Annotated in this window: 16 protein-coding genes; 10 read left to right on the forward strand and 6 right to left on the reverse strand. The window is 70.3% G+C overall.

The genetic code is table 11. The features are described from left to right. The first annotated feature begins 56 nt into the window (after positions 1-56). The gene (locus M3M54_RS11450) at positions 57-3,317 is read left to right on the forward strand and encodes an MFS transporter (RefSeq protein WP_249019178.1); all 3,261 of its coding nucleotides are present in this window, start codon (positions 57-59) and stop codon (positions 3,315-3,317) included. A 63-nt stretch (positions 3,318-3,380) separates the two neighbouring features. On the opposite strand, the gene M3M54_RS11455 is transcribed toward M3M54_RS11450, so the two are convergent. Beyond that, positions 3,381-5,189 (reverse strand): TIGR04190 family B12-binding domain/radical SAM domain protein, encoded by a 1,809-nt coding sequence (locus tag M3M54_RS11455; RefSeq protein ID WP_249019179.1) that lies wholly within the window; start codon positions 5,187-5,189, stop codon positions 3,381-3,383. A gap of 133 nt (positions 5,190-5,322) precedes the next feature. Between M3M54_RS11455 and M3M54_RS11460 the strand changes: the two genes are divergently transcribed. The 3 genes from M3M54_RS11460 to M3M54_RS11470 all read left to right on the forward strand — a co-directional run bounded on the left by M3M54_RS11460 (position 5,323) and on the right by M3M54_RS11470 (position 10,515). After that, entirely contained in the window at positions 5,323-7,695 is a 2,373-nt protein-coding gene (locus tag M3M54_RS11460) for a phosphoketolase (protein WP_249019180.1), read from the forward strand. Next, positions 7,680-8,705, forward strand: coding sequence for an acetate/propionate family kinase (locus tag M3M54_RS11465; RefSeq protein WP_249019181.1), 1,026 nt, complete (start codon positions 7,680-7,682; stop codon positions 8,703-8,705). Before M3M54_RS11460 ends, M3M54_RS11465 begins: the two co-directional genes overlap by 16 nt. A gap of 100 nt (positions 8,706-8,805) precedes the next feature. Beyond that, positions 8,806-10,515, forward strand: a complete 1,710-nt coding sequence (locus M3M54_RS11470) for a GAF domain-containing protein (RefSeq protein ID WP_249019182.1) — start codon at positions 8,806-8,808, stop codon at positions 10,513-10,515. Here the strand turns inward: M3M54_RS11470 and M3M54_RS11475 are convergent. Beyond that, a complete protein-coding gene (locus M3M54_RS11475) occupies positions 10,486-11,175 on the reverse strand; it encodes a response regulator transcription factor (RefSeq protein ID WP_249019183.1) in 690 nt (229 codons plus the stop codon). The two genes, M3M54_RS11470 and M3M54_RS11475, sit on opposite strands and share 30 nt — an antisense overlap. 93 nt (positions 11,176-11,268) lie before the next feature. Beyond that, positions 11,269-14,010, reverse strand: a complete 2,742-nt coding sequence (locus M3M54_RS11480) for a GNAT family N-acetyltransferase (RefSeq protein ID WP_249019184.1) — start codon at positions 14,008-14,010, stop codon at positions 11,269-11,271. Between the two features lie 224 nt (positions 14,011-14,234). Here M3M54_RS11480 and M3M54_RS11485 point away from each other — a divergent pair, with 224 nt between their 5' ends. The 4 genes from M3M54_RS11485 (at position 14,235) to M3M54_RS11500 (ending at position 17,902) form a co-directional block, all read left to right on the forward strand. Continuing rightward, positions 14,235-14,462: a DUF2892 domain-containing protein gene (locus M3M54_RS11485; RefSeq protein ID WP_249019185.1), complete on the forward strand. Its 228-nt coding sequence runs from the start codon at positions 14,235-14,237 to the stop codon at positions 14,460-14,462. A 28-nt stretch (positions 14,463-14,490) separates the two neighbouring features. Continuing rightward, a complete protein-coding gene (locus M3M54_RS11490) occupies positions 14,491-14,790 on the forward strand; it encodes a glutaredoxin domain-containing protein (RefSeq protein WP_249019186.1) in 300 nt (99 codons plus the stop codon). Between the two features lie 74 nt (positions 14,791-14,864). Continuing rightward, positions 14,865-16,073: an amidohydrolase family protein gene (locus M3M54_RS11495; protein ID WP_249019187.1), complete on the forward strand. Its 1,209-nt coding sequence runs from the start codon at positions 14,865-14,867 to the stop codon at positions 16,071-16,073. A 2-nt stretch (positions 16,074-16,075) separates the two neighbouring features. Continuing rightward, on the forward strand, positions 16,076-17,902 hold the full coding sequence (locus M3M54_RS11500; protein ID WP_249019188.1) for an aminotransferase class V-fold PLP-dependent enzyme: 1,827 nt from the start codon (positions 16,076-16,078) through the stop codon (positions 17,900-17,902). A 5-nt stretch (positions 17,903-17,907) separates the two neighbouring features. Here the strand turns inward: M3M54_RS11500 and M3M54_RS11505 are convergent, their stop codons facing one another. The 3 genes from M3M54_RS11505 to purB form a co-directional block, all read right to left on the reverse strand. Further along, entirely contained in the window at positions 17,908-18,297 is a 390-nt protein-coding gene (locus M3M54_RS11505) for a VOC family protein (protein ID WP_249019189.1), read from the reverse strand. Positions 18,298-18,334: 37 nt separating this feature from the next. Continuing rightward, entirely contained in the window at positions 18,335-18,583 is a 249-nt protein-coding gene (locus M3M54_RS11510) for a hypothetical protein (RefSeq protein ID WP_249019190.1), read from the reverse strand. Between the two features lie 86 nt (positions 18,584-18,669). Next, positions 18,670-19,944 (reverse strand): adenylosuccinate lyase, encoded by a 1,275-nt coding sequence (gene purB / locus M3M54_RS11515; RefSeq protein ID WP_249019191.1) that lies wholly within the window; start codon positions 19,942-19,944, stop codon positions 18,670-18,672. An 87-nt stretch (positions 19,945-20,031) separates the two neighbouring features. On the opposite strand from purB, the gene M3M54_RS11520 reads away from it, so the two are divergent. Next, entirely contained in the window at positions 20,032-21,195 is a 1,164-nt protein-coding gene (locus tag M3M54_RS11520) for a 5-(carboxyamino)imidazole ribonucleotide synthase (protein ID WP_249019192.1), read from the forward strand. After that, positions 21,188-21,700 carry a 5-(carboxyamino)imidazole ribonucleotide mutase gene (gene purE / locus M3M54_RS11525; protein WP_249019193.1) on the forward strand — a complete coding sequence of 171 codons (513 nt, stop codon included), beginning with the start codon at positions 21,188-21,190 and terminating at the stop codon, positions 21,698-21,700. The genes M3M54_RS11520 and purE overlap by 8 nt, the downstream gene beginning before the upstream one ends. Positions 21,701-21,703 lie beyond the last annotated feature (3 nt).

Raw genomic sequence — 21,703 nt, forward strand, 5'->3', positions numbered from 1 at the left:
CGGTTGGCAGCAAACATGACACCCACGAGCCCATTCCGGGCCTGTATTTTGGTGCGATGCTCGATCTCGAGGAGGGGGCTGGGCTCATCGGCACCCCAGCTGTGAGCCTGCGGCGGACGCCCGGCGCCGGCGCAGTCCTAGCGGTCACCTCCCTGTGCGCGGCGATGGCGTTCATCGACTCGACCGTCGTCAACATCGCGTTCCCAAGCATCGAACACTCCTTCCCCGGCCACTCCGTGGCGGCGGTCTCCTGGGTGCTCGACGCCTACAACATCGTCTTCGCCGCCTTCCTGGTGGCGGCCGGACGCATCGCCGACGTGTTTGGGCGCCGCCGCCTGCTGACCGTCGGCGTCACCGTGTTCGTGCTCTCCTCGGCGATGTGCTCGCTGGCGCCGTCGTTGTCCACGCTCATCGCGTTCCGGACGCTGCAGGCGCTCGGCGCAGCGATGCTCGTACCCACCGCGCTGGCGGTGGTGCTCGACGCATTCCCGACGGCGCGCCGGACCTCCGCGGTGACCGTGTTCGTGGCCGTCTCGGCGCTCGCCGCAGGCATCGGACCGGCCCTGGGGGGCGCCCTGGTCACGCTGTCTGACTGGCGGATCGTGTTCCTGCTCAACGTGCCGGTCGGGCTGATCGCCCTGGCACTGGTGCGCACAGTCGTGCTTGAGAGCCGCGCGCCGGGGCGCCGACGACTCCCGGATCTGCTCGGCAGCCTCGTGTTCGCCGGCGCCGTCGCGGCCCTGGTGGCGGCGATCGTCGAGGGCCGCTCGTGGGGGTGGCTCAGCGTCCCCACGCTCGCGGCGGTGCTGGTCGCGCTCGGTCTCGGCTGGTTTGCGACGCTGCGCGCACGCAGGCACCCGGTGCCGATGTTCGACCTCGCGCTGATGCGCCGTCGCAGCGTCTCGGTGGCCGCCGCGGCCACGACGCTCGCGGCCGCCGGCTTCTACGGCTACACGCTCGTCAACGTGCTGTTTTTGACGGGCGTCTGGCACTACTCGATCCTCGACGCGGGGCTCGGGATCACCCCCGGGCCGTTCGTGGCCGTCGCCGTCGCTCGGCCCGCGGAGCGCGTGGCAGAGCGCCTGGGCACGCGGCTGGTGCTGCTGCTGGGCGGCCTGTTCTGGGCCGGGGGCGTGTTCTGGTTTGTGACCGAGACCGGACTGCGGGCGCAGTACCTGAGCCACTGGCTGCCCGGCATGGTGCTCGCCGGCATCGGCGCTGGGGTCTTCTTCCCGATGATGTCGGGCGTGGCCGTGTCCGAGGCCGACGAACAGGCCTACGCCACGGCCAGCAGCCTGAACACGGTCGCCCGCCAGGCGGGCGGGGCGCTCGGCGTGGCAATCGTGGCGGCGATCATCGGCGTCCCTTCGGCGAGCGGCCTGGAGGGCGCGTTTCACCACGCCTGGAGCTTCAGCGTCTTTGCGCTCGCGGCCGCCGGCCTGTTGGCGGTGGCGGTGGGCCGAGTGGTCACACCCGAACGCGTCACGGGCCCGCAGCTGGCAAGCCCCGGCGCGCCAGCTGCGGGCGGCGGCTCCCCGCGGACATCGCCACCAGCCACGACGCTCCCAACCCGCCGGCTGGTGGCAAACCCGGCCAAACCACAGACCGTCGCCGATTTCCTGGCCGGCGTGCCGATGTTCGCGCAGCTTGAGGCAGACGCGCTCAGGCACCTCGCGGCGGCGGCGAGGATGGTCACGCTCAAGCCCGGCGAGTGGCTCTTTCGCGAGGGCGATGAGGGCGATGCGCTGTATGTCGTGACCGGCGGGCGCCTGGCGGTGCTGGCCGCAGGCTCAAGGCAGCCACCGATCGCAGTCGTCAGCCGCGGCGGTGTCGTCGGCGAGTACGCGCTGGTGACCGCCGAGCCGCGCTCGGCGTCGGTGCGCGCAACCCGCGCCTGCGACCTGATCGCGATCGCGCACACCGACTTCGACAGGGTCCTGCGAGAGGACGCGACGATCGCCCACACGCTGATGCGCCAGTTCGCGGGCGCGCTGCGCGCCCGGCGCTCCGCCGACACCGCGCCACGGGCACTCCCGACGACGGTCGCGCTGCTGGCACTCGACGAGCGCGTCCCGCTTGCGGAGCTCTCAGACGGCCTGCTGGCAGCGCTCGGTGTCCACGCGCACGCCGTCGTCCTGCAGCCGCACGCGGCCCCCAGTGCGCCCGTCCCGGATGAGGCCGCCGCCGCCTACGGGCCGGTGCTGGACGCAGCCGTGGCGGCCAACGACCTGGTCCTGCTGCCGGTCGCCCACCGCCGCGAGGACGAGCCATGGTCGCGGTTCTGCCTGCAGCAGGCGGACCGCATCCTGGCGATCGGCTCGGGGCTCACACCGCCGCCGGCCGCTGCCCCGCCGGACCTCACCGGCTGTGACCTCGTCGCCTGGGAGGTGACGCCCGGATCGGGACGCATGTCCGCCTGGGCGCAAGCGCTCGAGCCACGCGAGACGCACGCCTGGCGTCCCGGACCCGAGCTCGAGCACGACCTGGCGCGCAGCGCCCGACGCCTCACCGGGCGTTCGGTCGGGCTCGTGCTCGGCGGCGGCGGCGCGCGGGCGCTTGCCCATCTCGGCGTCATCGAGGAACTGGCGGCGGCGGGCGTCGTGATCGACCGGGTCAGTGCAGTCAGCTTCGGTGCCTTGGTCGGCGGCCTGCTGGCGGCGGGCAGGACCACGGCTGAGATCGACGCCATCTGCTTCGAGGAGCTCGTCAGGCGCAGGCCGCTCGGTGACTACACGCTGCCACGCCACGCGCTGCTGCGCGGTCAACGCGGCGAGGCGATGCTCCGGCGCATGTTCGGCTCGCTCGCGATCGAGGAGCTGCCGCTCTCGTTCTTCTGCCTGACCGCGAACCTGCGCACCGGAGAACGGATCCTGCACCGCAGCGGCTCGCTGTTTGAGGCGGTCGCGGCCAGCGTCTCGATCCCCGTGCTCTTGCCGCCACGGCGGTTGCAGGGTGGCCTGCAGGTGGACGGATCACTGATCGACAACCTGCCGGTCGGACCGATGGCAGCACTCGCCGAGGGGCCGATCATCGCCGTGGACATCAAGGCCGGAGGCTCGGAATCCGCGGCGGGGCCGGCCAGACTGGCGGGCAGGCGCGAGCGCCTGCCGCCCGTGACAGAGACGCTGATGCGCGTCATGTTCTACGGCAGCAAGCTGACCGGCGCCGAGGAGCACGAGGGAGCCGACCTGATCATCCGCCCGCGTAACAACGGCGTCGGCTTCCTCGAGTTTCACCAGCTTGACAGCGCCCGGGAGGCGGGACGGCTGGCCGCGCGCCAGGCGCTCGAGCAGCACGCCGACGCCATCCTGCGGTAGGGGCCGCCGGAGGCCTGTGGCGGCTGGGGCGGCTCACCGTGCCGCCCCAGCCGGCGGACGCGCTCAGCGAGCGCTCGTCACCGCCGTGTCGTAACGACCGCGCAGACGCTCACCCGAGCGGGCCAGCTCACGGGGCAGCGCGCCGGCGACGTGGCGGGCGAGCAGGCGGGTGACGTGAAAGCCGGTTGAGGCGCGCCACTTGAGCTCGTCGTCTGCGACCAGGCTGGCGCGGTTTGCCTCCGCCACCTCGGCCGCCAGCTCGGCCAGCGCCGCGCGCTGCTTCGCCTGTGGCAGCGTCTTGATCGCGTCGATCCGCGGCAGCGTCGCCCGCGCGATCTGGAAGTGACGCGCCACCGTGGCGTGGGTGTTCGCGTCGATCAGCCCGGCCTCGAACTTGAGATCGTTGAGCGCGCCGCCCACCTCATACGTGGTCTCGACGATCTGGTCGCGGTTCATCCACTCGGTCTCGTAGGAGAGCATCTCCCGCCAGGTCGGGCCGAGCAGCGCCTGGCGGTGCTCCTCGAGCGTCGTGATCCGGCGGTGGTAGCCAAGCTCGGGCCGCTCAAAGGCGCGGCTGCCGGGATCGAGGAAGGGACCGAGCGGTGCGACGTAGAACTGCAGACGCGGATCGGCCCCAAAGCGCTCCACCAGGTGGCGGCAGTAGTCGATCGTGCCGCGCGCGGACTCCGGCGTCTGGCCGGAGAGCCCGACCATGAAGAACAGGTCGAGCTTGTCCGCGCCCGCGTCCAGCGCACGCTCAAGCGTCTCCTCCACCACCGCGTTTGCGACCGGGAACTTGCCGTTGACGCGGCGGATCTCGGGGTCGGCGGACTCGATCGTGATCTGCAGGCTCCAGCCGTGGGTGCTCTCGCGCACCAGCTCCAGAAACTCGGCCGGCGCCGGATAGAAGAGCTCGATCACCAGCTCGTTGGGGATCTCGGCGGCGCGGTAGAGCTCAAAGAAGCGCCGTGCCCGCGCCACGCCCCCGACGCGCGGGTCGTGCACCATGAAGATCGGCGCTTTGGAGAAGGACGAGATCAGCTTCGCGTCGGCAACGAGCTTCTCCGGCGAGCGCAAAGCTGGTCCGCAGCGGTTGGCCACAACCCTGTAGCCGGTGCGCGAACCGCCGCAGATCGCACAGTCGTAGGGGCAGCCGCGGGAGTTCAGGAGCATCGTCGACGGGTAGCGCAACCACTCGAGGTAGGGCAGGAAGTCCGCGACGCTGCGGTACTTGAAGACGGCGTGGGTCATGAAGTCATAGGCGGGCACGTCGATCCAGTCCAGGTCGGCCGGGACGAACGACAGCTCATTGACGACAGCCTGGCCATCCGGGCGCTTCCAGGTGAGGTTCTCGACCCGCTCGAGCGGCGTGCCGTCACGCAGCGCCGCCAGCAGCTGGCGGGCAGGCTCCTCGGTCGAGTCGCCGCGCAACACGAAGTCGATGAACGGGTAGGCGATCAGCTGCTCGTGGAAGTAGCTCGCCGAAAGCCCGCCCAGCAGAACCTTGGCCTCTGGGTGCACACGCTTGACCAGCCCGGCCAGCCCGAGCGCGCCGTGGACGTGCGGCAGCCAGTGCAGATCGATGCCGAACACGGGCGCGTCGATCTTGGCCAGGTGCCGGGCCGGGTCAAAGCGCCGGCTGCGCAACATCCGGTAGGCGATGTTGACGATCCGCGTGTTGTAGTTGTTGGCCTCCAGGTAGGAGGCGATGCTGGTCAGGCCGATCGGGTACATCTCAAACTGGATCGTCGATGGGATCACGTCCGCAAGCGGACCCTCGAGGATCACCTCGTCGCGGAAGTCCCAGACCGAGGGTGCGTGCAAAAGCACCAGGTCCAGCCCGAACACCCGTTTGCGCACGTCCTCAAGCATCAACCACGAGCGTAGGCGCCGGGCACGGTGCGAGCAGCCGGGCATCCGCCCAGGCTGACACGTAGTTATCCGCAGCCACGCCTGCGGCAGCGAGCGGGTGCGAGCGGGCGGGCGCGGCTGTGTAATCGGCAGGGTGACCAACCCGACCACACACCCCCCGCTTGACCACGCCGAGCTTGAGCAGCTCGACCGCTGGTGGCGTGCCGCCAACTACCTCTCCGTGGGACAGATCTATCTGCTTGACAACCCGCTGCTGCACGAGCCGCTTAGCGCCGAGCACATCAAACCGAGGCTGCTCGGCCACTGGGGCACAACCCCGGGCCTCAACTTCATCTACGCCCACATGAACCGTGCGATCAACGCTCGGGAGCTGGACGCGATCTATATCGCCGGCCCCGGCCACGGCGGGCCAGCAATGGTCGCAAGCGCCTATCTGGACGGCACCTACAGCGATACCTACCCTCGGATATCACGCGACGAGGCCGGCCTTGCGCGGCTGTTTCGCCAGTTCTCCTTCCCGGGGGGAATCCCGAGCCACGTTGCGCCGGAGACACCCGGATCGATTAACGAGGGCGGCGAGCTCGGCTACAGCCTGCTGCATGCCTATGGGGCGGTCTTTGACAACCCCTCGCTGCTGGCGGTGTGCGTGGTTGGTGACGGCGAAGCCGAGACCGGACCCCTGGCCGCCAGCTGGCATTCCAACAAGTTCCTGAACGCGGCACACGATGGGGCGGTGCTGCCGATCCTGCACCTGAACGGGTACAAGATCGCAAACCCGACCGTGCTGGCGAGGATTCCCGAGCGGGAGCTGAAAGCGTTGCTCGAGGGCTACGGCTACGCCGCCCACTTCGTCTCGGGCGACGAGCCCACGACGATGCACCAGCTGATGGCCGCCACCCTCGATCAGGTGCTCGACCGGATCGCTGCGATCCAGGCCCAGGCGCGTGGCGGCGGGCTGGCGGAGCGCCCGGCCTGGCCGATGATCGTGCTGCGCACCCCAAAGGGCTGGACCGGCCCCAAGACCGTGGACGGCCTGCCGGTGGAGGGCACGTTCCGCGCCCACCAGGTGCCGCTTGCCGAGGTGCGCACAAACCCCGAGCACCTGGCGGCGCTTGAGCAGTGGCTGCACAGCTACGCGCCCGAGGAGCTCTTCGACGAGTCTGGCCGCGTCCACGATGACATCACGGCGCTCGCCCCGCAGGGCGAGCGCCGGATGAGCGCCAACCCGCACGCCAACGGTGGTGCGCTGACAAGACCACTCGAGCTGCCCGACTTCCGCAACTACGCCGTGGCAGTGCAGAGCCCCGCGCGCAGCACCAGCGAGGCCACACGCGTGCTCGGCACCTGGCTGCGGGACGTGATCGCCCAAAACCCCGAGAACTTCCGCGTCTTCGGGCCGGACGAGACGATGTCAAACCGCCTGAACGCGGTCTTTGAGGCGACCGAGCGCCAGTGGTCGGCCTCGATCCAGCCCGGCGACGATCACCTGGCCCCCCACGGCCAGGTGATGGAGGTGCTCTCCGAGCACCTCTGCGAAGGCTGGCTCGAGGGCTACCTGCTGACCGGTCGCCACGGCCTCTTCAACTGCTACGAGGCGTTCATCCACATCGTCGACTCGATGTTCAACCAGCACGCCAAGTGGCTGAAGGTGACCCGCGGGATCTCCTGGCGCGAGCCGCTGCCTTCACTGAACTACCTCCTCTCAAGCCACGTCTGGCGCCAGGATCACAACGGCTTCTCGCACCAGGATCCGGGCTTCATCGATCGTGTCGTCAACAAGAAGGCGGAGGTCGTGCGCGTCTACCTGCCGCCGGACGCCAACTGCCTGCTGTCGGTCGCCGACCACTGCCTGCGCAGCCGCGACTACGTCAACGTGATCGTGGCGGGCAAGCAGCCGGCGCTCGACTACCTCGACATGGACGCGGCCGTGGCGCACTGCACCCGCGGGCTCGGGATCTGGGAGTGGGCTTCCAACGAGACCGGCTCGGAGCCCGATGTCGTGCTGGCCTGCGCCGGTGACATCCCGACGCTCGAGACCGTCGCCGCGGCGGCGATCCTGCGTGAGCGCCTGCCCGAGCTGAAGGTGCGGGTCATCAACGTCGTCGACCTGATGCGTCTGCAACCGGAGCAGGAGCACCCACACGGTCTCTCAGACAGCGAGTTCGACGCGCTGTTCACCACCTCCCGTCCGGTGATCTTCGCCTACCACGGCTACCCGTGGCTGATCCACCGGCTCACCTACCGGCGCACCAACCACGGCTCGATCCATGTGCGCGGATACAAGGAGGAGGGCACCACCACGACGCCGTTTGACATGGTGATGCTCAACGACCTGGACCGCTTCCACCTGGTGATGGACGTGATCGACCGCGTGCCCGGGCTCGGCGAGCGGGCCGCACTGCTGCGCCAGGAGATGGCCGACCAGCGTCTGGCACACCGCGCCTACACGCGCGAGCACGGCGACGACCCGACCGACGTGCGTGAGTGGACGTGGCCCGCGTCCTGACCGTAAACGTGGGGTCGACCTCGCTCAAGCTCGCGCTGCTGGCAGAGGGTTCTGAGCAGCCGCTGGCCGCGCGGGAGCTGCCCGCGCCGGCAGCCGGCGGCAGCCTGGCGCAGCTTGGCGAAGTGCTCGCCGGCGAGCTTTCAGGCGCCGACTGCGTCGCGCACCGCATCGTCCACGGCGGCGAGCGCTTCCGCACGGCGGCACTCATCGACGCGGAGGTCCGGGCCGAGCTCGAGCAGCTGGCAGCGCTCGCGCCGCTGCACCAGCCGCTGGCGCTGGCGATACTCGACGCCACAACCAAGGTGCTGCCAGGGCTGCCGGCTGTGGCCTGCTTCGATACCGCCTTTCACTCGACGCTGCCGCAGGCCGCCAGCACCTTCGCGCTGCCGGCCGCGTGGCGCGAGCGCTTCAGGCTTCGCCGCTACGGCTTCCACGGACTTTCGCACGCGCACGTTGCGCGAGAGGTCGCCGCGCGGTTGGGGCCGGGGCTGCGGCTGATCAGCTGCCACCTCGGGGCCGGCGCGTCGCTGTGCGCGATCGCGGACGGCCACTCGGTTGACACGACGATGGGCTTCACGCCGCTCGACGGCCTCGTGATGGCAACACGCTCAGGCAGCGTCGACCCGGGCCTGATCCTGTGGCTGCTCGAGCAGGGCGGGCTGAGCACCGCGGAGGTGGCAGACGGGCTGGAGCACCAGTCAGGGCTGCGCGGCCTGGCCGCAAGCGCGGACATGCGCACGGTGCTGGCCTCCCGGGCCGCGGGCGACCCGGCGGCAAAGCTCGCGATCGACGTCTACCTGCACCGGCTGCGCGCCGCCATCGGCTCGATGCTCGCCGCGCTCGCGGGCGTGGACGTGATCGCCTTCACCGGCGGGGTCGGCGAGAGCTCGCACGAGATCCGCGAGGGGGCGCTCGCCGGGCTCGAGGCGCTGATCGGCGATGCCCGCGTGTTGGTGGTGGCCGCCCGCGAGGACCTGGAGATGGCGCGCCAGGCCCGCACACTCCTGTGAGCGGCGGCGCATGCGCAGAATTACCGATTCAGGTCCGCTGGGCACCCATGGAGCGGCCCACCACATAAGTTTTCAATTAGGCTTCGCAATCCGAGAGCCGATGAACAGCGAGAGCGACATTCTGCGGCGGCTTTTTGAGATCGGCCGCACATTGGTCAGCGAGCGCGACGCGGACGCCGTGCTCGAGCGGATCATGGCCGAGGCGCGCGAGCTGACCGGCGCCCAGTATGTGGCGCTCGGCGTGCTCAACGAGCAGCGCACCGAGCTTGCGCGCTTCCTGTCCCTGGGTGTTGAGGCCAAGCAGCAGCAGACCATCGGTGGGCTGCCGCGTGGCCGCGGCGTACTGGGAGTATTGATCGAGCACCCGGAGCCGCTGCGCCTCGCGCACGTTGCCGCACACCCGCAGAGCTACGGCTTCCCCGTCGGCCACCCGCGCATGGACAGCTTCCTGGGTGTGCCGATACAGATCCGCGGGGAGGTCTGGGGAAACCTCTACCTGGCAGACAAGCAGGGGGCACAGGAGTTCACCGACGAGGACCAGCAGGCGGTCACGCTGCTGGCCGACGTGGCCGCCACGGCGATCGACAACGCCCGCGCCTACGAGCGCTCCGAACAGCGGCGCGTGGCGCTGGAGCAGGCCGTCCAGGGGCTCGAGGCGGCGCGTGACATCGCCGACGCGATCGGTTCAGAGGGCGCCAGTGGCGAGCTGGAGCGCACCCTTGAGCTGGTTGTCAAGCGCGGCCGTGCGCTGGTTGAGGCGCGCAGCGTGCTGATCCTGCTGCAGGAGGGTCATGACCTGGTGGTGGTGGCTGCGGCCGGGCACGTTGGCCAGTCGATCGGGCGGCGCATACCGGTCGCGGCCTCCACCGCGGGAACGGTGCTCGAGCGGCGGATCGCCGAACGGATCAGCGACACGAAGCGGCGCCTGCGGATCGGCCCCGAGCTGCTCGGCGTGCCCGCCGCGCGGACCGCGCTGATCGTCCCGATCATCCACGCCGGCGAGGCGCTGGGAGTGCTCTCGGCCTTCGACCGCGGGGATTCTGCAGGCGCGTTCACCGACGCCGATGAGCGCCTGCTGCGCACCTTCGCCGCGTCGGCGGCCAACGCCATTGCGGTCAGTCGCAGCGTCAGGGCCGATCGTCTGCGCGCCGCCGTGGAGGCGGCCGACGCCGAGCGTGCCCGCTGGGCTCGCGAGCTGCACGACCAGACGCTGCAGGCGCTGGCCGGGCTGCGCGTCGGTCTCTCCGGGGCGTTGCGGCGCGACGACCCCAGCATCTACCTGGAGGTGACGCGCCAGGCGATCGAGGACATCGACTCAGAGATCGCCAACCTCCGCGGGATCATCGCCGACCTGCGTCCCTCCGCGCTCGACAGCCTCGGGCTCGCCGCCGCGCTGGCGGCGCTGATCGACCGCCGCCGCGAGGACGGCCTCGAGATCGACGCCGAGTTCGAGCTGCCCGACTGGCTGGACGAGACCAGGCCGGCAGCCGAGTCGCTGGACACAGCGGTGTATCGCGTGATCCAGGAGGCGCTCACCAACATCGTCAAGCACGCACAGGCAACCCGCGTGAGCGTGCGCGTCAAAGGTGAAGACGATGCGCTGCTGGTCGAGGTGTCCGACGACGGGGTGGGCTTTGACCCGCACGGCGTCAGTGGCGGGTTCGGTCTCGGCGGCATGCGCGAACGCGTGTTCCTGCTCGGCGGAACGCTGCAGATCGACTCTGGGGCGGGCGGCAGCCGGGTCGCTGCCCGCCTGCCCCTGCCGGGGGCCCGCTCCCGGTCAGCAGGAACAGATCAGGCCGTGTCCTAGCGCGTAGTCGACCAGCTCAGCGCGCGTTCGCAGCCCCAACTTGGCGTGAATGGTGGCCCGGTGCGAGTCGACGGTGCGCCGTGAGATGTGCAGCTGGCCAGCGATCTCCATGCCCGTGTAGCCGAGCGCGGTCAGGCGCAGAACTTCCGCCTCGCGCCGGCTCAACCCACCCTGCGCCTGGACGGCGTCGAGCGCCTCGAGCGCGGCGGCGATCTGCGGGCTGACGTAACGCTCGCCACGCGCCGCGGCACGCACCGCAGCCACCAGCTCGGCGTCCGCCTGGTCCTTCAGCACATAGCCAAGCGCCCCCGCGTCCAGCACGCGCTGAGCGAAAAACGGTGTCGATTCCATCGCCAGCACCACCACCTCTGTATCGGGAGCCCGGCGGCGCAACGCCTCCACGGTCAGGAGCGTCGAGCCGTTCGGGAGATCCAGGTCGATCACCAGCACGTGCGGGGCGTGGGCGTGCACGTGACTCGAGGCCGCGTCCAGGTCCACAGCTTCCTGCACCACCTCGATCCCGTCCTCCGCGTCGAGGAGCCGCCGCAGGGCTCGACGCACCAAACCGTGGTCGTCCGCCAGGACGACCCGGATCTTGTGCTCACCTGTGCCTTGCGCTTGCTCGCTTGGCCAGGGTGCCAGCTGCAGATGGGCCCTCATTCCTACAGCTTGACCGCCGGCTGCGCCCAGCCCATCCTGGGTAAGGCGTCAAGGCACTGCGGAAAACCTGCAGGACAGACGCGGTGCTTCCCGTCAGTTGCGCAGCGCGCCCAGCGGCCGGATCGCCTGGGCAGGGGCCACCCGTACCCGCGCGTCGACGATCACCGCCCCAGCCGCGCTGGCGAGCAGGGGGTTGGCATCCAGCTCGGCGATCTCCGCGTGAGCCTCGACCATCGCTCCCAACCGCAGCAGCGCGTCGGTGACAGCCGCGACGTCACAGGCCGGTGCACCACGGTATCCGTGCAGCAGCGGCGCGATCCGCAGCGACTCGAGCATCTCGGTCGCATCGCGGTCGCTGAGCGGCGTGATCCGCACCGCCACGTCACCGAGTACCTCCGCCGTGGTCCCGCCGGCGCCGCAGGCGAGCACGGGCCCGAAGCTCGCGTCGTGAACGACACCGAGCAGCATCTCGACCCCGGCCGCGGCCATCGGCTGGATGATCAGCCCCTCGAGCTCGTGGCCTGCGCGGGTGACCGCCGCGCGGATCGCATGCGCACCGGCCCTGACCTCGTCATCGCCGCTCAGTCCCGTCAGGACCGCGCCGCTGTCGCTCTTGTGCACGAGCCACGGCGCGATCCCCTTGAGCACCACGGTGCCGCCCAGCGCCGCCGCGGCGGCGACGGCCTCCTCCTCGTCGCCCACCACGCGCGTGTCGATCATCGGCAGGCGGTAGCAGCCAAACAGCTCAAAGACCTCGGCCGGCTCAAGCCAGCCAGCGCCATCGTCATCGCGCGCGAGCGCGCCGCTGATGATCGCCGCGGCCCGATCGCGATCGCAGTCCGTGAAACTCGGCACGACCCCGGTCGGGCGCTGGCGCCACTCGCTGTGGCGCACCGCGTTGGCAAGCGCCCGCGCGGCGTCCTCGGGAAACTGGAAGCGGGGAACCACCACACCGTCGCCACCGGCGTTGCGGGGCGCCTGGTGGTCCATGAACACCGAGGTCAGGGTGACGCCGTTTGCCTTGGTGGCGGCCCCTGCCAGCGCCGCCGCCACCTCGGCCGCCGTGGTGGCACTGATCGCCGGCACGAACAGCGCCAGGATCGCGTCACAGACGCCCGCCTCGAGCAACAGCTCCACCGTCTGGCGGTACTGCTCGGCGGACACGGTCGCGACCATGTCGATCGGGTTGCCAACCGCCGCGCCCTGGGGCAGCAGGCGACGGAGCTGCTCCTGCAGCGCCGCCGGCAGCACGGGCACGTCCAGCCCAGCGGCGGCACAGGCGTCGGCTGCCACGATCCCAGGGCCACCGCCGTTGGTCACGATCCCCACGCGCCGCCCGCGCGGAAGCGGTTGTGATGACATCAGTGAGGCGGTGTCAAACAGCTCGGCGATCGTGTCGGCCCGGATCACGCCCGCCTGGCGAAACAGCGCGTCGACGGTCACATCCGAGGCTGACAGCAGCGCGCCGGTGTGTGAGGAGCTCGCGCGCACGCCGGCCGGCGTGCGCCCGCTCTTGACCGCCAGGATCGGCTTGCTCATGCCCACACGGCGCGCCAGCCGACCGAAGCGGCGTGGGTTGCCGAAGGACTCCAGGTACAGGAGGATCAGGTCGGTGGCCGGGTCGAGCTCCCAGTACTCGAGCAGATCGTTGCCGGAGATGTCGAGCTTGTTGCCGACCGAGACAAACGACGAGACACCCAGTCCGAGGCGGTTGGCCTCCTCGATCAGCGCGATGCCGAGGCCGCCGCTCTGCGAGATCATGCCGACGTTCCCGGTCGGCACCCTGGAGACGGTGAAGGTCGCATCCAGCCGCACCGCCGGGTCGGTGTTGACGACGCCCAGGCAGTTTGGTCCGATCAGCCGCGCCCCCGAGTGCCGGCAGACCTCGAGCAGCCGCTCCTGGAGCTCCCTGCCCGCCTCGCCTGTCTCCCCGAAGCCGGCCGAGAGCACCAGCATCGCGCGTACGCCGGCGGCCGCACAGGCGGCCGCCACATCAGGGACCGCGGGCGCGGGCACCGCTATCACGGCCATGTCAACCGGTCCGGGCACGGCCTCTATCGAGGGGTAGGCAGCCAGTCCGCGCACCCGCTCGGCGTGCGGGTTGACCGGATAGATCGCGCCGGTGAAGCCGGTACCAAGCAGGTTGTCCATCAGCGCGGCGCCAACCGACCCGGGGCGCTCGGTCGCGCCGATCACGGCAACCGAGGTCGGTGCCAGGAAGCGGTGCAGGGCGTTGCGGGTCGCGGCCTGCTCGCGCCGGTCGAACGCCTCAAGCGCCCGCTCGTCGAGCGCCGTCTCCAGCTCGACCTTCACCACGCCCTGCTCGTTGTGGATGCTGCAGGGCAGGCCGCAGTTGCGGAAGACCTCGATCATCTGGAGGTTGTCGGGCAGCACCTCGGCGGTGAAGTGCTCAAACCCATGACGGTTGGCGACGCTCGCCAGATGCATCAGCATGAGCGTGGCGATGCCCTGGCCCTGCTGGCGATCTGTGACCAGAAACGCAACCTCGGCGGTGTCCTCGGAGCTTGAGATGTAGGCGCCATGCGCGACGATCTCACGCTCGGCTCCCAGCTCGGCGACGATCGCGTAGCGATCCCTGTAGTCGACGTCAACCGCCCAGCGTGCGACCCACTCGATGCTGGCCACGCCGAAGAAGCGGTGGATCATGGAGTCACTCGAGACCCCCTCGAGGAAGCGGCGCAGGCGCTCCAGGTCCTCGGCCCGCACCGGGCGAAAGTGGATGCTCGTGCCGTCCTGCATGACGACATCGGCGGCCTCCGCGCTCGGGTAGGCGAGCCTGCTCGTCTGGTCGGCGCCTTCGTCTCTGCTTGCCATCTCTGCTCCGGCCTCTCTGGTCGCTCGCGACTTGACGGGATCGACGCGCCACGGTGCCGCCACGCGCGTGACGCATGCCAATTGATAGCTCACCGGCCAGGCAGGCAAGGACGTGACCAGCCCGCACAGCGCTCGTGGTTAATCCGCTGCGGAAGCCGGTAAAGCCGTCTACAACTAGCTAGCAGTGCAGTGGTATAATCGAACTCACAACCAAAGGAGGACCCATGAGCAAGAACATGAACACCCTCGACCGTCGCCTGCGCGCCTTCCTGATCGCCCCTGTGGCAGCCGTAATCGGCGTCCTCGTCGGCCCCGGCAACGTTGCCGCCATCGTGCTGTATGTGGTCGCCGCCGTGATGCTCTCAACCAGCGCCGCCGGCTACTGCCCGCTCTACACGCTGCTGCGGCTCGACACCCTCAACGGCCGTCACGGCCGGGCGCTGACCCACTGAACAGGGCCTGAGCGAGAGGAGAACACCCATGAGGCTCACAGCAGAACCCAAACCGGCCGCCGCTGCTCACAGCGAGCAGGCTGCGCCGGCACCGCGCGTGCGTGTCTTCACCACGCCGACCTGCCCGTGGTGCAAGCTCGCCAAGGTCTATCTGCGCAGACACAACGTCGCCTTTCACGAGATTGACGTTTCGCGCGACGTCGCCGCCGCGCGCGAGCTGGTCAAGCGCACCGGGCAGATGGGCGTGCCGGTGATCGAGATCGACGGCACGCCGGTGGTCGGCTTTGACCGCCGCCAGATCGAGCGCCTGCTCAAAGCCGCCAGCTGACGCTCCGTGTGGATCGAGCCGACGGTGCCGACCCGGACCAACCCAGCGCCCGCATGGCCTAGGATCGGCACACCGTGAGCCACGCACCACAAATACCCGCGGCGGTTGCGGCCGATCTTCTGCTCGAGCCCTGGCTGGCCTGCCTGCGGGACGAGCTCGGCGGCGTGGCGTTGTTTGACTGCCACACGCACATCGGCTGCGCCGATCCCGACGGCTCGTGCTTCGAGGCCGAGGAGCTGCTCGAGGGAATGGAGGTAGTCGGCGAGCGCGCGGTCGCGTTCCCACTGGCTGAACCGGGTGCCTACCGCGCCGCCAACGATGCTGTGCTCGCCGCCGCCGAGCGCGCAGATGGACGCCTGGTGCCCTACTGCCGCGTTGACCCGACGGGCGACGGCTTGGCCGAGCTCGAGCGGGCGGTGGCACGCGGCGCGGCCGGGCTGAAGCTGCATCCACGCGCTGAGCGCTTCAGCCTCGCCGCGCCCGAGGTGGAGCGCCTGTTTGCGTTCGCGGACGAGCGGCGCCTGCCGGTGATCATCCACGCCGGCCGTGGCATCCCCTCGCTCGGCGTCGACGCGCTCGCGCTGGCCCGCAGGCACGAGCACACGCCCGTGATCCTGGCCCACGCCGCGATCGCCGACCTCGCCTGGATCTGGCAGCAGGCCGCAGGCCAGCGCAACCTGTTCTTCGACACCGCCTGGTGGAACACGGCCGACCAGCTGGCGCTCTTCACGATGATCCCGCCGGGCCAGATCCTCTACGCCTCAGACGCACCCTACGGCCGGCCGGTGGCCAGCGCCACCCTGGCGCTGCGCGCGGCCCTGGCGGTCGGGCTGGACAGCAACCAGATCGCGGCGGTCTTCGGCGGACAGCTCGAGCGGCTGCTCTCTGGCCTCGAGCCGCTCGCGCTGGGACCCGCTCCCGGCGCGCCGGTGCCCGGGCCGGGCCCGCTGCTCGAGCGCATCCACACGCTGCTGGTTGCCGCTTCGGCGCGCTTGAGCGCCGGCTATCCGGCCGAGGAGTACCTCGAGCTGGCACGCCTGGCCTGTGCGCTGCCCGACACGCACCCCGACGCGGCCGTGGCGGCGTCGATCCGTGAGCTGATCGACCGCCATGCCGCGCACCTCGCGAGCGACCCACCGCGTCGCGGGCCGCGTGTCCCGGGCGTACACCTGATCTTCGTCGCCGCGGCCATCGCCCGCACGCCGTGGCTGCCGCTTCCGGACACAGAAGCGCTGCGCGCCAGCCGCGCGCAGTCGAGCGCCGTGGGCGCGGGGAGCCGCTGACCGTGCCCGCCGACGAGCGCTTCAGCTTCAGCATGCGCCTGGACGAGGACTACCGGTTCGTGGTCGACTTCGACCAGGCGGCGGTGCCGTCGCTGCTGATGGACGAGCCCGCCCCGCTCGGCGCCGGCTCAGGACCCAACGCGAGCCGCATCCTGGCGGCGGCGGTCGGCAACTGCCTGAGCGCCAGCCTGCTCTTCTGCCTGCGCCGCGCGCGGGTCGAAGTTCACGACCTGCGCACCACCGTCACCGGCACGCTCGTGCGCAACGAGGCAGGCCGGCTGCGGATCGGGGAGGTACAGGCGACGCTCGCGCCCACCATCGACGCGCAGGAGCTGCCACGCATACAACGCTGCCTGGAGCTCTTCGAGGACTTCTGCGTGGTCACCCAGAGCGTCCGCGACGGCATCACCGTCAGCGTCAACGTCGAACCGACGAGCGCACCCGAGCTGGGTGAGCACAGGCTCGATGTGCTGCGTCGGGACGAGTACGCGCGCCTGGATGAGGCCGACCATGTTTACATGGATTACACCGGTGGTGGTCTGTATGCGGCCTCGCAGCTGCGGGAGCATATGCGTTTGCTCGAGGCTGGTGTGTTCGGTAACCCGCACTCGGTGAACCCGACCTCGCATGCGAGCACGGAGCTGGTGGAGCGCGCACGGGCGAGGGTGCTTGAGTTCTTCGAGGCTTCGCCGGATGAGTACACGGCGATCTTCACGCCCAACGCGACGGGTGCGCTGCGGCTGGTTGGGGAGTCCTATCCGTTTCAGCCGGGCGACCGTTTCCTTTTGACCTTTGACAACCACAACTCGGTCAACGGGATCCGTGAGTTCGCGCGTGCGCGCGGCGCGCAGACGACGTATGTGCCGAGCGTCGCGCCGGAGCTGCGGGTCGACGAGGATGTGCTTGAGCAGTACCTGTCCCAGACCGCCGGCTCGCACCACAACCTGTTCGCGTTTCCGGCGCAGTCGAACTTCTCCGGTGTGCAGCACCCACTGGAGTGGATCGGCCGGGCGCAGGCAGCGGGCTTTGATGTGCTGCTCGACGCGGCCGCCTACGTGCCTACCAACCGGCTTGATTTGAGCGCTTGGCACCCTGACTTCGTCACGCTGTCGTTCTACAAGATGTTCGGCTGGCCGACGGGTGTGGGCTGCCTGATCGCCCGTCATGAGGCGCTGGCCAAGCTCGAGCGGCCGTGGTTCTCGGGCGGCACGATCGTGGCGGCGTTCGTGCAGCGCGAGTACCACCGCTCGGCCCCCGGTCCCGCGCACTTCGAGGACGGCACCGTGGACTACCTCAACCTGCCCGCGGTCGAGATCGGGCTTGACCACCTGGAAAGCGTCGGGGTACAGACGATCCACGAGCGCGTGCGCGAGCTGACCGCGCGCCTGATCGAGCAGCTTGCCGCGCTGCGCCACACAAACGGGGCGCCAGCCGCCGTGATCTACGGGCCACAGACAACAGCCGCACGAGGCGCGACGATCGCGTTCAACTTCCTGCACCCCGACGGGCGCATCGTCGATGAGCGCTACGTCGACCGCCTCGCAGGCGAACACCGGATCTCGCTTAGGACCGGCTGCTTCTGCAACCCCGGTGCCGGGGAGGTCGCGTTCACGGTCGCAAAGGAGACGCTGCTCGGCGGCGAGTTCGGTGACGCGGTCACACTCGAGGACTACGTGCAGCGGATCGGCCTGCCGTCCGGCGGCGCCGTCCGGGCGTCACTGGGGATCGTCTCCAACGCCAAGGACATCGACCGCTTCGCCGCGTTCACGCGCGCGTTCATCGACCTCGACACCACCCCCAGCGACCTGCCACCGCGCACCGTCTGCTGAGCGTCTCAGCCGCGCTCGATCAGCTCGATCCTGTAACCGTCTGGATCTCGCACGAAGCACAGCCGCGAGCCGCCCGCGCGCACGGAGTAGGGCGGCCTCTCCGGCTCGATCCCCTGCTCGGCCAACCGCGCGAGCGTGCCGTCCAGATCTCCGACGCCGATCGCGATGTGGCCATAGCCGCTGCCAAGCTCGTAGCTGCGACCGTCGTGGTTGTAGGTCAACTCGAGCACCGACTCGTGATCGCCGAGTGAGTAGAAGTAGTTGGTGGCCTCGCGCTCGCCGTCGCGGACGATGTCCATCTCGTGGACGAAGCGGAAGCCGAGCGCCTCGTAGAAGGCGCGGCTGCGGTCGGGATCGGTGATCCGGACCATCGTGTGGAGGAAGCTTGCGGTCATACGCCGCAGGCTACCCCGACCGCAGCGTCGGGCGCTGTCAGAGGCCGCGTGAAAGCGTGCTTGGAGCGGTCATGCCCCGGGCGCGCAGCGACTCCGGGTGATTCGGGTGCCGGGCGTCCTCACGCTGACGGCGACGAGCACGCATCCTGGCGCGGCTCATACGGGCCACAGACTGAATCTCTCGTTCGGTCTTGGCCTCGTTGATAAGTGCCACGAGATCCATGTCGAGTTCCGGATCGAAGAGGCTGGTATCCAGCTCATCTGTGGTCTTGGTGAATTTGAACATGTACATACTTTCGACCAAAACTGCTCATAAGTCAAAGACCTATTTGCTAGTTTAGCCATAAGTATGCCGTATCAATCAGACAACCGTCAATCGATCGCGTCGAGCCGCGCGACGATCTCGCCCGCGTGACGGATGTAGGGCTCGAGGTCGAAGATCGCGTCCAGGTCGAGCCCCTCGCCGGCCGGGTCGGCGGCCAACAGGGTGCGCAGCGCCACGCGCGTGTCGAGCGCCTGCTGGGCGAGCCGCTGGACGACGCGGTAGGCGTCGTCCCGGCTGGCCCCGCCTGCCACCAGCGCCAGCAGCAACCGCTGCGAGAACAGGGCACCGTGCGTGAGGTCGATGTTCTCACGCATCCGCGCCTCGTCAACGACCAGCCCGCGGATCACGCCGAGCATCCGCCGCTGCATGTGGTCAAGCAGGATCGTCGCGTCGGGCAGCATGATCCGCTCGACGCTCGAGTGCGAGATGTCGCGCTCGTGCCACAGTGCGACATCCTCGAGCGCCGCCTGTGCGTAGCCGCGCAGGAGGCGCGCGAGACCGCTGATCTGCTCGCTCTTGATCGGGTTGCGCTTGTGCGGCATCGCGCTCGAGCCCTTCTGGCCGGCTGTGAACGGTTCGCGCGCCTCGCTGACCTCGGTGCGCGCCAGGTGGCGGATCTCGACCGCCAGCCGCTCCAGGCCGGCACCGGCCAGCGCGATCGCCTGCACGAGTTCGGCGTGGCGGTCGCGTGGAACGACCTGCGTGGAGACCGGCTCGACCTCGAGCCCGAGGCGGGCGAGCACGCGGCGCTCAAACTCGGGCGAGGTCGCCGAGTAGGTACCCACGGCGCCCGAGAGCGCGCCCACCGACGCCTGCGCGAACGCGCGCTCCAGCCGCTGCGCGTTGCGGTGCGCCTCAAAGGCGAAGCCCGCGAGCTTGATCCCGAAGCTCGTCGGCTCGGCATGGATCCCGTGCGTGCGCCCGACACAGAGCGTGTGCACGTGCCTGCGTGCGGCGGCGGCCAGCTCGGCCACCAGCGCGCGGGCGTCCGGCAACACGAGCTCTCCGACCGCCCTGAGCTGCAGCGCCAGGCCCGTGTCGAGCACGTCCGAGGACGTCAGCCCGTAGTGAATCCAGCGCCCCGCCTCACCCGCCGAGGCAGCCAGCACGTCGACGAACGCGGCGGTGTCGTGGTCGGTCACACGCTCGCGTTCGTTGACGGCCTGCACCGTGAAGGTCGCCTGCCGGATCGCCTCAAGCTCCGCGGCCGTGGGTCCGTCCATCTCCTCGCAGGCCGCCACCTCGACGCGGCGCAGCGCCTCGAAGCGGGCGTGCTCAGACCACAGCTCACCGATCTCCCTGCGCGTGTAACGGTCGATCATCCCGGCCCGAGTCTACGTCAGCGCAAGCGCTCTGAAGGGGCCGCGCCCAGCGGGGCGCGGCAACCCATCCGCTAGCTTCTGGCGGCGATGCAGTCGAACCCCCACCCACCCGCGAACCGGCCGGTCGTGGGTTTGGTCGGCGCCGGCCAGCTCGCGCGGATGGGCTGGCAGGCGGCGATCTCACTCGACGTGGGGCTGCTGTGCCTGGGCGCCGCGGGGGACGCCGCCGCGCTGGCGGGGGCGCCGGTGATGGCGGGCTCGGCGCGTGACGGCGAGGCGCTCGCCGCGCTCGCGGGGCGCAGCGACGTGCTGAGCTTCGAGCACGAGCTCGTCGACCTCGACGCGCTCGCGCGGCTGGAGGCCGAAGGCGTGCGGGTGCGGCCGGGCACGACGACGCTGCGCCTGGCGGTCGACAAGCTCCACCAGCGCCGCACGCTCGCTGAGATCGCGGACGTGCGGGTGCCGCCGTTTGCGCCGGTCGCCGCGCTGGACGACGTGCACACGTTCGCCGCGCAGCACGGCTGGCCACTGGTGCTCAAGGCACGCAGCGGCGGCTACGACGGCCGTGGCGTGTGGATGTGCGACGACGCCTCTGCCGCCACCCGCGCCCTTGCCGACGCCGCCGCGGCCGAGCTCGAGCTCTACGCCGAGCAGGCGGTGCGACTGGCCGGCGAGGCGGCCGTGCTGGTCGCGCGCTCGCCCTCCGGCGAGATCGCCGTCTACCCCCCGGTCGCCACCCACCAGCGCGACGGCATGTGCCGTTGGGTGACGCTGCCCGCCGGCCTGCCTGAGGCGCTCGAGCAACAGATCGACTCGCTGGCGCGGACGCTGGCGCGGGCGACTGCTCTTGAAGGGCTGATGGCCGTTGAGCTGTTCCTCGACCGCGACGGTGGGCTGCTCGTCAACGAGCTCGCGCTGCGCACGCACAACACCGGGCACCTGCACACCGAGGCAGCGGCCACCTCGCAGTTTGAGCAGCACCTGCGCGCGGTGCTCGACCTGCCGCTCGGTGAGACCGCTCCCGTCGTCGCGGCGGCGGCGATGGTCAACGTCGTCGGTCCCGCCGATGGCTCTGACCCAGCCACGCGCCTGGCGGGCGCGCTGGCCGTGCCGGGCGCGCACGTGCACCTCTACGGCAAGCTCGCGCGCCCCGGCCGCAAGCTCGGCCACGTGACCGTGTGCGGTCCAAGCCCACAGGCGGCGCTCAGCCTGGCGAAGCAGGCGGCTGATAGGCTCGAGGGCAATGGCTGACCCGATCGCCGGGGTGGTGATGGGCTCTGACAGCGACCTGCCGGTGATGGGCCAGGCCGCAGAGGTGCTGGCCGAGCTCGGCGTCGCGTGCGAGACGCGGGTGGTTTCCGCACACCGCACGCCCGTGGAGATGCTCGCCTACGGCCAGCAGGCACGCGAGCGCGGGCTGCGCGTGATCATCGCCGGCGCGGGCGGCGCCGCGCACCTGCCGGGGATGCTGGCGGCGGTCACAACGCTGCCGGTGATCGGCGTGCCGGTGGCGCTGCGCCACCTCGACGGGCTGGACAGCCTGCTCTCGATCGTGCAGATGCCCAGGGGCGTGCCGGTCGCGACGGTGGCGATTGACGGCGCGCGCAACGCCGGCCTTTTGGCCGCGCGGATCCTGGCGCTCTCAGACCCGGCGCTCGACGAGCGGCTGGAGGCCCTGCGCGAGGCGCAGGCGCAGGGCGCGCGCGAGGCTGACGCGCGCGTGCGCGAGGCTGACGCGCGCGTGCGCGAGCGCTGACAG

The sequence above is a fragment of the Conexibacter sp. S30A1 genome (assembly GCF_023330665.1).
Classification (GTDB): Bacteria; Actinomycetota; Thermoleophilia; order Solirubrobacterales; family Solirubrobacteraceae; genus Palsa-465.

Bases quoted from the DNA above. Each gene is read 5' to 3' on its own strand.
- M3M54_RS11505 (WP_249019189.1), bottom strand. From the start codon at position 18,297: ATGACCGCAAGCTTCCTCCACACGATGGTCCGGATCACCGATCCCGAC.
- purB (WP_249019191.1), bottom strand. From the start codon at position 19,944: ATGATCGACCGTTACACGCGCAGGGAGATCGGTGAGCTGTGGTCTGAG.
- M3M54_RS11480 (WP_249019184.1), bottom strand. From the start codon at position 14,010: ATGGCAAGCAGAGACGAAGGCGCCGACCAGACGAGCAGGCTCGCCTAC.
- M3M54_RS11475 (WP_249019183.1), bottom strand. From the start codon at position 11,175: ATGAGGGCCCATCTGCAGCTGGCACCCTGGCCAAGCGAGCAAGCGCAA.
- M3M54_RS11520 (WP_249019192.1), top strand. From the start codon at position 20,032: ATGCAGTCGAACCCCCACCCACCCGCGAACCGGCCGGTCGTGGGTTTG.
- M3M54_RS11455 (WP_249019179.1), bottom strand. From the start codon at position 5,189: ATGCTTGAGGACGTGCGCAAACGGGTGTTCGGGCTGGACCTGGTGCTT.
- purE (WP_249019193.1), top strand. From the start codon at position 21,188: ATGGCTGACCCGATCGCCGGGGTGGTGATGGGCTCTGACAGCGACCTG.
- M3M54_RS11510 (WP_249019190.1), bottom strand. From the start codon at position 18,583: ATGTTCAAATTCACCAAGACCACAGATGAGCTGGATACCAGCCTCTTC.
- M3M54_RS11450 (WP_249019178.1), top strand. From the start codon at position 57: ATGCTCGATCTCGAGGAGGGGGCTGGGCTCATCGGCACCCCAGCTGTG.
- M3M54_RS11485 (WP_249019185.1), top strand. From the start codon at position 14,235: ATGAGCAAGAACATGAACACCCTCGACCGTCGCCTGCGCGCCTTCCTG.
- M3M54_RS11490 (WP_249019186.1), top strand. From the start codon at position 14,491: ATGAGGCTCACAGCAGAACCCAAACCGGCCGCCGCTGCTCACAGCGAG.
- M3M54_RS11470 (WP_249019182.1), top strand. From the start codon at position 8,806: ATGAACAGCGAGAGCGACATTCTGCGGCGGCTTTTTGAGATCGGCCGC.